Annotated in this window: 12 protein-coding genes; 10 read left to right on the forward strand and 2 right to left on the reverse strand. The window is 70.6% G+C overall.

What is annotated here, in order from left to right:
• Nucleotides 1-11: 11 nt before the first annotated feature.
• Nucleotides 12-2,162 (reverse strand): glutamine synthetase III family protein, encoded by a 2,151-nt coding sequence (locus OJ962_RS08275; RefSeq protein ID WP_202955815.1) that lies wholly within the window; start codon nucleotides 2,160-2,162, stop codon nucleotides 12-14.
• 129 nt (nucleotides 2,163-2,291) lie between these two features.
• Between OJ962_RS08275 and OJ962_RS08280 the strand changes: the two genes are divergently transcribed.
• The 6 genes from OJ962_RS08280 to OJ962_RS08305 all read left to right on the forward strand — a co-directional run bounded on the left by OJ962_RS08280 (nucleotide 2,292) and on the right by OJ962_RS08305 (nucleotide 8,947).
• The gene (locus OJ962_RS08280; protein WP_202955816.1) at nucleotides 2,292-4,649 is read left to right on the forward strand and encodes a SpoIIE family protein phosphatase; all 2,358 of its coding nucleotides are present in this window, start codon (nucleotides 2,292-2,294) and stop codon (nucleotides 4,647-4,649) included.
• Nucleotides 4,650-4,706: 57 nt separating this feature from the next.
• The gene (locus tag OJ962_RS08285; protein ID WP_202955817.1) at nucleotides 4,707-6,179 is read left to right on the forward strand and encodes an ammonium transporter; all 1,473 of its coding nucleotides are present in this window, start codon (nucleotides 4,707-4,709) and stop codon (nucleotides 6,177-6,179) included.
• The gene (locus OJ962_RS08290) at nucleotides 6,176-6,547 is read left to right on the forward strand and encodes a P-II family nitrogen regulator (RefSeq protein WP_202955818.1); all 372 of its coding nucleotides are present in this window, start codon (nucleotides 6,176-6,178) and stop codon (nucleotides 6,545-6,547) included. Before OJ962_RS08285 ends, OJ962_RS08290 begins: the two co-directional genes overlap by 4 nt.
• 85 nt (nucleotides 6,548-6,632) lie before the next feature.
• Nucleotides 6,633-7,826, forward strand: coding sequence for a PucR family transcriptional regulator (locus tag OJ962_RS08295; RefSeq protein WP_238931984.1), 1,194 nt, complete (start codon nucleotides 6,633-6,635; stop codon nucleotides 7,824-7,826).
• Nucleotides 7,827-7,918: 92 nt separating this feature from the next.
• A complete protein-coding gene (locus OJ962_RS08300) occupies nucleotides 7,919-8,686 on the forward strand; it encodes a calcium-binding protein (RefSeq protein ID WP_202955820.1) in 768 nt (255 codons plus the stop codon).
• Between the two features lie 57 nt (nucleotides 8,687-8,743).
• Nucleotides 8,744-8,947, forward strand: coding sequence for a cold-shock protein (locus OJ962_RS08305; protein WP_202955821.1), 204 nt, complete (start codon nucleotides 8,744-8,746; stop codon nucleotides 8,945-8,947).
• On the opposite strand, the gene OJ962_RS08310 is transcribed toward OJ962_RS08305, so the two are convergent.
• Nucleotides 8,944-9,537, reverse strand: coding sequence for a COG1361 family protein (locus OJ962_RS08310; protein ID WP_202955822.1), 594 nt, complete (start codon nucleotides 9,535-9,537; stop codon nucleotides 8,944-8,946). The genes OJ962_RS08305 and OJ962_RS08310 overlap by 4 nt on opposite strands.
• Nucleotides 9,538-9,555: 18 nt before the next feature.
• Here OJ962_RS08310 and OJ962_RS08315 point away from each other — a divergent pair, with 18 nt between their 5' ends.
• The 4 genes from OJ962_RS08315 to OJ962_RS08330 all read left to right on the forward strand — a co-directional run bounded on the left by OJ962_RS08315 (nucleotide 9,556) and on the right by OJ962_RS08330 (nucleotide 12,579).
• Nucleotides 9,556-10,137, forward strand: coding sequence for a GNAT family N-acetyltransferase (locus OJ962_RS08315; protein ID WP_202955823.1), 582 nt, complete (start codon nucleotides 9,556-9,558; stop codon nucleotides 10,135-10,137).
• Nucleotides 10,138-10,227: 90 nt separating this feature from the next.
• A complete protein-coding gene (locus OJ962_RS08320) occupies nucleotides 10,228-10,968 on the forward strand; it encodes an MlaE family ABC transporter permease (protein ID WP_202955824.1) in 741 nt (246 codons plus the stop codon).
• Entirely contained in the window at nucleotides 10,965-11,759 is a 795-nt protein-coding gene (locus OJ962_RS08325; protein ID WP_202955825.1) for an ABC transporter permease, read from the forward strand. The genes OJ962_RS08320 and OJ962_RS08325 overlap by 4 nt, the downstream gene beginning before the upstream one ends.
• A gap of 1 nt (nucleotide 11,760) precedes the next feature.
• Nucleotides 11,761-12,579 carry an ABC transporter ATP-binding protein gene (locus tag OJ962_RS08330; protein ID WP_202955826.1) on the forward strand — a complete coding sequence of 273 codons (819 nt, stop codon included), beginning with the start codon at nucleotides 11,761-11,763 and terminating at the stop codon, nucleotides 12,577-12,579.
• Nucleotides 12,580-12,588: the final 9 nt, after the last annotated feature.

Genomic DNA, 12,588 nt, shown 5'->3' on the forward strand with positions numbered 1-12,588 from the left:
AACGGGCGCTCCTACTTGATGAAGAGGATCTCCGAGTACTTCGGGAGCGGCCAGAGGTCGTCCGGCACGATCTTCTCGAGCTTGTCGGCGATCTCGCGGACGCCGTTCATCGCCGGGATGACCGTGCCCTGGACGTACTTGGCCTCCTCGAGCGCGTCGACGCCCTCGGGGTGGTCGCGGTTCGCGGCCTCGAGCACGAGGATCGCCTCCACGAACTCGTCGACGAGCGGGCCGGTCTCCTCGGTGAGCTTCGCCACGCCGACCTGCTGCAGCGTGCCGAGCCAGCGGACGGCGGCGGGCAGGAGCATCGTGCGGGCGATCGCGGCGGCGGTCTCGCCCTCGATGTTGATCGTCGTCACGTACTGCTCGACGGCGACCTCGTAGCGGGCCTCGAGCTCGCGCTCGGACAGCACGTTGTACTTGGAGAAGACCTCGACCGTCTGCTCCTTGACGAGCCACGGGAGGGCGTCGGGGGACTGGCGCAGGTTGGCCAGGCCGCGCGACTCGGCCTCGGCGTGCCACTCGTCGGAGTAGCCGTCGCCGGAGAAGACGATCCGCTTGTTGTCGGCCCAGGTGGACTTGACGATCTCCAGCACGGCCTCCTCGATCGAGGTGCCGCCGTTGGTCGCGGACTCGAGCACGTCGCTCAGCTGATCGATGGCCTGGGCGGTGATCGTGTTGAGGATCGTGTTCGGCATGCCGAGCGACATGGACGAGCCGAGCGCGCGGAACTCGAACTTGTTGCCGGTGAAGGCGAAGGGCGAGGTGCGGTTGCGGTCGCCGCCGTGCAGCGGCAAGCGCGGAAGCACCGAGGCGCCCATCTCCAGGAACGCGGCCGGGGTGGCGGCGTCGCCGCTGCCGGTCTCGATCGCGGTGAAGGCCTTCTCGAGCTCGGCGCCGAGGAAGATCGAGATGATCGCGGGCGGGGCCTCGTTCGCGCCCAGGCGGTGGTCCTGGCCGGCGTTGGCGACCGACGCGCGCAGAAGCTCCTGGTGCGCGTTGACGGCCTTCAGCACGGCGCTGCAGAAGAACAGGAACAGCAGGTTCTCGTGCGGCGTGTCGCCCGGATCGAGCAGGTTGATTCCCGTGTCGGTGCCCATCGACCAGTTGTTGTGCTTGCCCGAGCCGTTGACGCCGGCGAACGGCTTCTCGTGCAGCAGGCAGACCAGGCCGTAGCGGCGCGCGATGTTCTGCAGCACCTGCATGGTGATCTGCTGGTGGTCGGCGCCGATGTTCGAGTTCTCGAAGATCGGGGCGACCTCGTACTGGCCCGGGGCGACCTCGTTGTGGCGGGTCTTGATCGGCACGCCGAGCTTGGCCAGCTCACGCTCGACCTCGAGCATGTAGGCGAGCACGCGCTCCGGGATCGAGCCGAAGTAGTGGTCGTCGAGCTCCTGGCCCTTGGGCGGCTTGGCGCCGAACAGGGTGCGACCGGTCGTCAGCAGGTCGGGGCGCTCGAAGTAGTACTGCTCGTCGATCAGGAAGTACTCCTGCTCGGCGCCGACCGTGGTGAACACGTGCTGGGCGGTCTCGCCGAGCAGCGAGAGCGCGCGGACGGCGCTGCGCGACAGCGCGTCCATCGAGCGCAGCAGCGGGATCTTGTTGTCGAGCGCCTCGCCGCTCCAGGAGGTGAAGGCGGTCGGGATGCAGAGCAGCGCGCCGTTCGGGTTCTCGAGGATGAACGCGGGCGAAGACGGGTCCCAGGCCGTGTAGCCGCGGGCCTCGAACGTCGAGCGGATGCCGCCGGACGGGAAGGAGGACGCGTCGGGCTCGCCCTGGATGAGCTCCTTGCCGGAGAACTCGGCGATCGCGGTGCCGTCGCCGGTCGGGCCGTAGAACGAGTCGTGCTTCTCGGCGGTGGATCCGGTCAGCGGCTGGAACCAGTGCGTGTAGTGCGTCGCGCCGCGCTCCATCGCCCACTCGCGCATCGCCGAGGCGACCGCGTCGGCGAGCGCCGGCTCGAGCGGCTGGCCCTTGGCGACCGTCGCCTCGAGCTGCCGGAAGACCGCCTTGGGCAGGCGCTGGCGCTGGACGGCGATCGAGAAGACGTTGTCGCCGAAGCGGTTGGCGCTGGCCTGCGTCAGGTCCGCCTGGCCAAGGGCGCCGCCGTTCGGGCTCCACTGGGCGGCGGTGACATTCGGCGTGCGGGTACGGGTCGGCATTCGGGCGTGGTCCTCCTCAGGATCTCGAGACAGCGGCCCTTAACCTAGGCGGACCGCGGCCTGGGCTCTTTGTCCACGTGTCCAAATCGGAGTGCGCCCACTTCGCCGCACGCCATAGAGTGCCCCTTCGTGCGCCGACCCTGGGGCCTCCGTGTACGCGTGCTGGCCGCCGGTGGCCTGATCGCGGTCGTGTCCGCGATCACGTTCGCGCTGCTGCTCAACGCGCTGCACGAGCAGCAGCGCGCGGCCGGGCCGGCGCGTGAGGTGACCGACGCCCGGAACGCGATCGCCAGCGCGCAGCGGCTCACGCGCGACATGCAGCGCGGCGTGCGCGGCTACCTGCTCACCGGCGACGAGTCGCTGCGCACGCCGTTCGACCTCGCGCGCCGCGAGCTGCCGTACCAGATCGAGGCGCTCGCCGCCGTGCGCGACGACACCGAGCAGCGGCCCCGGATCGACCTCCTGCGCCGCCAGGCCGAGACGTACACGGCCTCGCTCGACAGCATCGTCGCGCGCATGGACCGCTCGCGCGAGACCGCCCTGGACGAGCGGCTCGACTTCGACGAGCTGCGCCTCACGCTGATCCAGCTCGACCGCTACGAGCGCCGCGAGCTGATGCGGCGCCGCGAGGTGACCGCGGACCTGCGCCGGCAGGCGATCGTCACCGCCAGCGGCGGCCTGGCCGTCCTGCTCGCGCTGATCGCGCTCATCTCCTACGGCGCCGTGCGGAGCGTCGTGATCCCGGTCGGCCGCCTGCAGACGTTCGCACGCGAGCTCGGCGCCCGCCGCTACGGCGCCCGCCTGCCCGAGTCGGGCCCGCCGGAGACGATCGAGCTCGCGCAGGCGTTCAACGCCACTGCCACGAACCTGGCGGCTTCCGAGGCCGAGCTGCGGCGGATCGGCGAGCGGTACCTGGCCGAGCTCGATGCCGTCTTCGGCGAGGCGCCGCTCGGGCTCGCGTTCGTGGACCGCGACCTGCGCTACCTGCGGGTCAACGACGCGCTCGCGCGGATGAACGGGCGCGCGGCGGCCGACCACATCGGCAGGCGCGTTCAGCACCCTGACGCGGTCGCGGCGCTCGAGCGGGTGCTCGCGACCGGGCAGCCCGTGCTCGACATCGAGATCGCGGTCGACGGCCACCGCTTCGAGGCCAGCTACTTCCCGGTCCTCGCGGGTGGCGAGGAGCCGGTGGCGGTCGGCGCCGCGGTGTCCGACGTCGAGGCGCGCCGGCAGGCCGAGGACGCGCGCCAGCGACTCCAGCACGCGACCGCGACGCTCGCCGCGGCCGTCACGGTCACCGACGTGGCCGAGACGGCGGTCGCGGAGGCCCGGGCGGCGTTCGACAGCGACGGCGCCGCGCTGCTGCTCGTGCGCGGCGAGTGGCTGGAGCTGGCCGCGATCGACGGGCTCAACGCCTCCAAGCACGGCCGGCTCGCGCAGGTCGCGCTCGGCGCGCGCCGGCCGACCGCCGAGTCCGTGCGCACCGGGCGTCCCGTGCACGTGCGCACGCCGGAGGAGATGGCCGAGCGCTTCCCGGAGCTCGCGGACGTGCCGGCGCTCGTCGCGTTCCCGTTGGTGACCGCGGGCGACCCGCTCGGCGTGCTGCTGATCGACTTCACCCGCCCGCGCACGCTCGAAGCGGGCGAGCACGACCTGCTCGCCGCGCTCGCGACCCAGTGCGCCATCGCCCTCGCCCGCGCGCAGCTCTACGAGCGCGAGCGCGACGTCGCGCAGACGCTGCAGGCCTCGCTGCTGCCTCGCGGCCTTCCGAGCATCCCAGGACTGGACCTCGCGGCGGAGCTCAACGCGGGCACCATCGGGCTCGACGTCGGCGGCGACTTCTACGACGCGTTCACGATCGCGCCGGACGTGTGGGGGATCGCGATCGGCGATGTGTGCGGCAAGGGTGTCGACGCCGCCGCGCTGACGGCGCTCGCCCGTCACACCGTGCGCGCGGCGGCGGTCGAGGGCGCGGCGCCGAGCCACGTCCTGCGCGCGCTCAACCGCGCCGTGCTGGCGGAGGGGCGGCCGGGGCAGTTCCTGACCGCGGTCTTCGCGCGGTTGATCGCGCACGGGGACGGCTTCGCGGTCACGCTCGCGTGCGGCGGGCATCCGCCCCCGGTGCTGCTGGACCCGGACGGGAACCTGCGCGCGCTGGAGTGCACGGGCACGCTGCTGGGCGTGCTCGAGGACCCGCGCGTGCACGACGTCGAGACGCGGTTGGCCCCCGGGGACACGCTGCTGCTCTACACGGACGGGTTGACCGAAGCGGGTGCTCCGGCGCGCACGCTGTCCACCGAGGACGTGGGCGATCTGCTGCGCGCCGCGCGCGCCTCACACGCGCGGGAAACGGCGCTCAACTGCCTGGCTGCGGCGGCTCAGGCGGGCGGCGGCGCGGTGCGCGACGACGTCGCTGTACTGGTCGCACAAGCGGGATCGACCGCAGGGAGAACTGCGCCTAGCGAATCTTCGACACGGGGACAATGATGCGCTGACCCTCGCAACGGAGACTGCTCCTCGATGCTGTTTCACAGAGGAGGAACGATGCGTAGGACCCGTTGGGCGACCGGTATGGGGGCCGGGCTGCTCGCACTACTGGCCGTGCCCGCGGTAGCGATGGCGGACCCGGCGACCCTGCGGATGGCTGATGAGGGCCAGCTGCCCGTCGAGGTCGGAATCAACTCGATCTGGGTGATGGTCGCGGCCGTCCTCGTGATGTTCATGCAGGCGGGCTTCGCCTTCCTGGAGATCGGCTTCTCGCGCGGCAAGAACGCCGGCACGATCATCGCGAAGATCCTGGTCAACTTCTCGATCGCGGCGATCTGCTTCTGGGCGGTTGGTTTCGCCTTCGCGTTCGGTGACGGCGGATCTCTGATCGGCACGAGCGGCTTCTTCCTGGCCGGTGACAATCCCACCGCCGACTTCCCGCTCATCAGCCTGCCGGACGGCACGATCACCGTCGAGGCGCTGTTCTTCTTCCAGTTCGTGTTCTGCGCCGTGTCGCTGGCGATCGTCTGGGGCACCACGCTCGAGCGCGTCAAGTTCGGCGTGTACGTGATCTACGCGATCGTCTTCTCGGCGATCATCTACCCGATCGGCGCGCACTGGATCTGGGGCGGCGGCTGGGTCGCCGAGCAGTTCTCGGTCCAGGACTTCGCCGGCTCCACGGTGGTCCATCTGATCGGCGCCTCCGGCGCGCTCGCCGTGCTCCTGCTGCTCGGCGCCCGCCGCGGCAAGTACGGCAACGACGGCAAGCCGCGCGCCATCCCGGGCCACAGCATGCCGCTGTTCGGCCTCGGCGTCCTGATCCTGTGGCTCGGCTGGTTCGGCTTCAACCCCGGCTCGACGCTCGGCGCGCTCGACGGCCGCTTCCCGGAGATCGCCGCGGTCACCAACCTCGGCGCCGCCGGCGGCGTGCTCGCCGCGGTCGCGGTGATGTGGCTCAAGGTCCGCAAGATCGACATCGGCATGGCGGGCAACGGCGCGATCGCCGGCCTGGTCGCCATCACCGCCCCGTCGGGCTACGTGGAGCTGTGGGCGGCGCCGATCATCGGCCTGGTCGCCGGTGTGGTCGTCGTCTTCGGCATCCTCGCGATCGACAAGGTCCTCGACGACCCGGTCGGCGCGCTCTCCGCGCACGGCCTGGCCGGCATCTGGGGCACGCTCGCGTGCGGCCTGTTCACGTCCGATCGCCTCGCCGCCAAGAACGCGGTCGGCGAGCCGGGCCTGTTCTACGGCGGCGGCCTCGGCCAGCTCGGCAACCAGGCGGTCGGTGTGATCGTCGCGTTCGTGTTCGTGTTCAGCGCGTCCTTCGTCACCTTCTGGCTGATCAAGAAGACCTACGGCCTCCGCGTGTCGGCCGAGGAAGAGGAAGCCGGTCTGGACATTTCCGAGCACGGCATGTACGGGTATCCCGAGCAGTTCATTCCGGCCCCGGAGCTCGTGGGCTACTCCCCGGCGAACGCGCCGGTCGGTAGCGCGACTCCGAAGGCCACGACTCGGGAGGTTCCGGCGTGAAAAAGATCGAGGCGTTCATTCGGCACGAGGCATTCGAGCCGATCCGGATGGAGCTCCTGGAACTGGGGTTCCCGTCCCTGTCGATCTCGGAGGTCAAGGGCTCCGGACGGCAGAAGGGCATCACGGAGCGCTACCGCGGCGCCGAGCTGACCAACTGGCTGCGGCCGAAGGTCAAGCTCGAGTGCGTCGTGGCCAGCGGTGACGTGCAGACGGTGGTCGAGGCCATCCTCAAGCACGCCCGCACCGGCTCGATCGGCGACGGCAAGGTGTTCGTCCTGCCCGTCGAGGAGGCCTACCGGATTCGCACGGGCGAGTCCGGCGAAGAGACCCTGCAGGCCCACCCGGGCGTCGCGCAGGCGGCGACCTAGCGGGTCTGACCTAGTCAGACGGCGGATGCGCGGGGCGGCTCACCACAGCCGCCCCGCGTACGAAGGAGGCGTATTGAACGTGGCGATGGAGGCCCCCCGCGACGACCGCGGAGCCACCGTGATGGAGCGGGTCCGCGCGATCCACCTGCGCATGGTCGACGCGGTGCTCAGCGGCGACGGCCTGGAGGGGGTCGCGACGCTCGCGGCCGGCGAGACCGGCGGAGTGGTGGCGATCGTGGTGCCCCGCCTGGGCGCGGCGGCCGCGTCCGGCCCGGTGGCCGAGCTGCCCGCGCTGCGACGGTACGTGAGCGAGCGGGCACGCAACCGCGCGGCGGCGGTCCCGCCGGGAATCTTGGCCGAGGTGCCGATCGCTTCCGGCGACGAGCAGCTCGGCGCGGTGCTGCTGCTCGGCGAGGAGGACCCCGCCCCCGAGGCGCTGGAGTTCCTGCACGTCGCGGCCGTGGCGTGCCTGACCGAGGTCGCGGTCGAGGAGGCCCGGCTGGAGGTCGAGCAGAACCTGCGCGGCTCCTTCCTGGAGGAGCTGCGCGGGCGCGATGACCTGGAGGCCGACGAGGTGCTGCGGCGGGCGGCGCGGCTGGGCTGCGACTTGAGTCGCGGCGCGGTGGCGCTGTGCGCGGAGCTGTCGTCTGACCGTCCCCGGCACGTCGTGGCGACGATCGCGGGCGAGCACCCCGGCGCGCTGGCCCAGCACATGGACGGCGGCGGCGGGTCCGGCCGCGTCTACGCGCTGCTGCCGGCCGTCGGCGGGGCGGACGCGAGCGCCACCTTGGCCGCGGCGCGCCGGCTGGCGGCGCGGCTGCAGCGCCACGGGACCGTGGGCGTGTCCTCGTTCTACGCGGACGTCGCCGACCTGGGCCGCGCGATCCAGGAGGCCGAGCTCGTGCTAGACGTGCTGCGCCGCAGCGACGTCCCGATCGACGAGGACATCGGCACGGGCACCTACCGGCTGCTGTTCCGCGTGCTGGCCTCGCACCCCGAGGAGGTGCGGTCCTTCTACGAGGACACCGTGGCGCCGTTGGTCGCCTACGACGCGCAGTACTCGACGGACCTGGTCGGCACCCTGAGCGCCTACCTGGAACGCAACTGCAACATGAACGCGACCGCTTCGGCGATCTACGCGCACCGGCATACGGTCGCGTACCGGCTGGAGCGGGTGAAGGAGCTGACGGGCTTGGACCCGTTGCTGAGCGAGGATCGCGAGCGGCTGGGCCTCGGCCTGAAGGCCTATCGCATCATCGCTCCGCGCCTGCACCGCTGACGGCTGGGGGTGCGTCGAGAACGCGTCCTCACAGGACGGTTTCTCGACGCACCCCCGCATCGCCGGGCCCTGTCGCGGGTTCAATAGAGCACGTGAACGGATGGATCGCGGCCGCGGCCGCCACACTCGCGCTGAGCGCTGCGACGATCGAGGGCACGGACCTCACCGACTTCCTGCAGGGCACGCCCGGGGCGGATCAGGTGCTCGCCAAGGGCGGGGACGACGTGGTCTTCGGGCTGGGGGACGACGACCGGATCGACGGCGGGCCCGGGCGGGACGTGCTGCACGGGGACGGCGTGTGCCCGCCGGGGACGGAGCGGCCGGACGTGTGCACCGACGACGACGACCGGACGGGCGGGGACGACACGCTGCGCGGCGGTGACGGGGACGACACGCTGATCGCGGGGCGCGGGAACGACCAGCTGCTGGGCGAGGCCGGCGTGGACTCGCTGTCGGCGGACGCCGGCAACGACGAGGTCGACGCCGGCGACGATGACGACGAGATCGACGGCGGGACCGGGCTCGACCGGATCGACGCGGGTGCCGGGGACGACTGGATCGCCACCGGAGCGGGGTCGGACCGGATCGAGGGCGGGGCGGGGAACGACCTGATCGCGACGGAGTCCGGCAACGACCGGATAAGCGGCGGCTCCGGCAACGACCAGATCGAATCCGGGGGCGGCAAGGACCGGATCGACGGGGGCTCCGGGCGCGACGACATCGAGTCCGGGCCGGGGAGCGACACGATCGACGTGCGCGACGGGACGCGCGACGAGGTCAACTGCGGATCGGGCCGCGACACGGTGCGAGCGGACCGACGTGACCGATTGGTGAGCTGCGAGGGTGTAAACCGACGTTAACCGGTCCAATCATGGTACTTTCACGCGCCCGCCAACCAGCACGACGGAGACGCAGCCTTGCCTACCGGCACCGTGAAGTGGTTCAACGACGACAAGGGCTTCGGATTCATCACGCCCGATGATTCCGGCGCCGACCACTTCGTCCATCACTCGGGTATCAACGCGGACGGATTTCGCACGCTGCGCGAGGGCGCGCGGGTGACCTACGACTCCGAGCCCGGGCCCAAGGGCCCCAAGGCCGTCAACGTCACGCAGATCTAGAGCTCACCGCCCGGCGGTTCGCCGCCGCGCTCGACCTCGCCGTCGTCGTTCACGCGCGCGGGGACCGGCTCGTCCTCGATCACGACCGTGAAGGTGCCGCTGGTCCGGCCGGCGGCGGGCCGCGCCTTGCCCGCGAGCCCGGGCGAGACGCGGTAGGAGATCTCGTACGTGCCGGCCTTGGCCGGCACGACCTTCCAGACCAGCTCCTTCTCCTGGCCCGGGAACAGCTCGCCGGCCGACCACGTGTTCACCGAGGAGGTGTCGCTGCCGGCCGGGCCCTCGTCGAGCACCCAGATCGGCCGGCCGGCGCTCGAGAGCCCGGCGCCGCGCACGTTGCGGCCGAACGCGAGCGCGGCGTCTTCACCGCGCGGCTTGGTCTCGACGGTCACGGCCACGTTGCGCAGCCGCTCCTCGCTCTCCCCGTTGCGCACGGTGACCTTCAGCTCGGCCCGCTCGGCGACGTGCTGGGTCTCCGGGAACGAGGCTTCGACGACCTCGACCTTGAACTCGCCCGACGGCTCGTCCGCGTCCTGGCGCGCCTCACCGCAGCCCGCGAGGGCGAGGACGGCGAGAAGGACGACCCGGCGCACGTGCGTGAAGATACATCGGTGGCCGCGAACAGCCTCCCGGTCCCGGACGGTCTCGAGCGCGACGGGGTCGCGCTGCGCCGCCTGCGCGCCCGCGACGCGCACGCCTTCGCCGCCGCCTTCCGGCAGGACCCGCAGCTCGGCGTCAACATCGGCGCCGACGAGGACCCGACGGAGACCGCGGTGCGTCGCTTCATCGCGCGTCAACCGGGGTTGCGGGCCCGCGGGGAGTTCCTCGGCCTGGCCGTGACCGACGAGACCAAGCGCCCGTTCCTGGGCCACGTGATGCTGCACACGCTCTCCTGGCGCCACAAGCGCGGCGAGATCGGCTACTGGCTGATCCCCGAGGCGCGTGGCCGCCACCTCGCCAAGCCCGCGGTCTCGCTGCTGGTCGACTGGGCGTTCGAGACGCTGGACCTCGACCGCCTCGAGATCACGACCACCCCTGACAACGCGCCCGCTCGCGCGCTCGCGCAAGCGCTCGGATTCCGGGAGGAGGGCGTGATGATCGCCCGCAATCTGGAGCGAGGTCGGCGCATCGACGTGGTGTTGCTGGCTCGCGTCCGAGATCGGTGCCATAACCTTCCGGGCTTAGCGCCGTAACGCGGCGTCAGAAAGAGGAGAGCTTTGGTACGAGGTGCGGCTGATCGCCTCTTCCTCCCAGCGAAGAACCTGCTGGAGGAAGTCGGCGACATGATGATCCTGACGGGGAAGACGATCGTGTCTGCCCTCAGGCCGCCGTACCCCTATGGCGGGGAGTTCGTCCAGCAGTTCCTGTTCGCGCTGCGCCTGTGCTGGTTCCCGCTGATGGTGTCCACGATCGCGTTCGGCTACGCCGCACCGGGCCTGCAGGCCTCGAACTTCCTCACGCTGTTCGGCGCCAACGACCGCCTCGGCGGCTTCTTCGTGCTCGCCTCCATCCGCGAGTTCGCCCCGTTCGTGACGGCGATCGTCCTCGCCGGCGTGGCGGGCACCGCCATCACCGCCGACCTCGGCGCACGCAAGATCCGCGAGGAGCTCGACGCGTTGCAGGTGCTCGGCGTCGACCCGGTGAAGAACCTCGTCGTGCCGCGGTTCTTGGCCCTGATGCTCGTCACGGGCATGTTCGACGTGTTCGCCGTGCTGTTCGGCATCTTCGGCGGCCTGGTCGCCAACGGCGTCAACCAGCAGCCGATGGGCCCGTTCTTCGCCAACCTGCTGACCAACGCGAGCATCCCGGACCTCTGGGGCAGCGTCCTGAAGTGCACGATGTTCGGCGCGATCATCGCCGTCGTCTGCTGTTACAAGGGCATGACGGCCTCCGGCGGCGCTGCGGGGGTCGGCCGCGCGGTCAACCAGGCCGTCGTCATCTCCACGCTCGGTGTCTTCGCGTTCAACTACGTCTTCACGCAGACGCTGCTGGCGACGCATCCGGAGATCCTCAACATCAAATGAGCTGGTTCGCGATACCGCGCGAGTGGCTCGCGTCCTTCGGCGAGATCGTCCGCTTCTGCGGGCGCGTGATGGGCGAGGTCTACGGCCTGAAGGTCTTCCGCTACTTCGGCGAGGCGCTGCGCCAGGCCGGCGTGCTGATCCTCTCCAGCACGCTCGTCATCTGGGGCCTGACGTTCATCATCGGCCTCCAGTGCGGCATCGAGGCCGCGTACTTCAACCGCGCCACCGGCGCGCCCGCGTATGCCGGCGTGTTCGCGGCCTGGTGCGACCTGCGCGAGCTGATCCCGTACGCCTTCGGCTACATGATGGCCGCGAAGGTCGGCACCGGCATCGTCGCCGAGCTCGGCTCCATGCGCATCTCCGACGAGATCGACGCGCTCGAGGTGATGGGCATCTCCTCGATCACGTTCCTGTGCGCGACGCGCCTGCTGGCGAGCTGGCTCGTGCTCCCGTTCGTCTACCTGGCCGGGATCGGCGCCGGCTTCCTCGCCTCCTACCTGGCGGTGGTCGAGCAGATCGGCGAGGTCTCCAGCGGCGGCTACAGCCTCATCTTCTGGATGTTCCAGAACCCACCGGACCTCTTATTCAGCCTCATCAAGGCGATGGTCATGGCCACCGCGATCGTGCTCGTCGGCTGTTACTACGGCTACACGGCGAGCGGCGGGCCGGTGGGCGTCGGCACCGCCACCGCGAAATCGATGGTCCTCAACATCGTGCTGGTCCACCTGATCGGCATGCTCGGCACCCAGGTCTTCTGGGGTGCGAACCCACGCGCACCGATCGGGGGGTGACATGACTCAGCCGCGCGAAGACGACGAGTACAAGTGGCACACGGGCAAGAAGCGTCCCTCCGGGGTGGAGGACGCCGTCGAGTTCGTCGAGGTCCACAAGGCGTTCGGCCGCAACAAGATCCTGCGCGGCCTGAACATGGGCATCCCGAACGACAAGATCTCGATGATCCTCGGGCCGTCGGGGACCGGGAAGTCGGTCTGCATCAAGCACATGGTCGGGCTGCTGTATCCCGACGAGGGCGACGTGCTGGTGCACGGCGAGTCGGTCCCGAACATGCGCGACGAAGAGCTGTTCGAGATGCGCAAGAAGTTCGGCGTGCTGTTCCAGGACGGTGCGCTGTTCGGCTCGATGAACCTGTGGGACAACGTCGCGTTCCCGCTGCGCCAGCACACCGACAAGGGCGAGGACGAGATCGAGGACATCGTCAACCGGCGCCTGCGCGAGGTCGGCCTCGAAGGCTCGAGCGACAAGATGCCCAACGAGCTCTCGGGCGGGATGCGCAAGCGCGCCGGGTTCGCGCGAGCGCTCGTGCTGGACCCGGACATCGTGCTCTTCGACGAGCCCGACTCCGGCCTGGACCCGGTCCGCACCGCGCTGCTGTGCGAGCTCATCCAGGAGATCCACGAGGAGAACGGCGGCGCCTATGTCGTGATCACGCACGACATCATGAGCGCCAAGCGCGTGGCCGAGTACATCGCCGTGCTGTGGAAGGGACGGATCGTCGAGTCCGGCCCGGCGGAGGAGCTCTTCGACTCCGAGAACCAGTTCGTGCGCCAGTTCCTGTCCGGGGCCTCCCAGGGCCCCCTGGGCATGGAGTAACCGTTGGCG

Source organism: Solirubrobacter deserti (assembly GCF_027587175.1).
Taxonomy (GTDB): Bacteria; Actinomycetota; Thermoleophilia; order Solirubrobacterales; family Solirubrobacteraceae; genus Solirubrobacter; species Solirubrobacter deserti.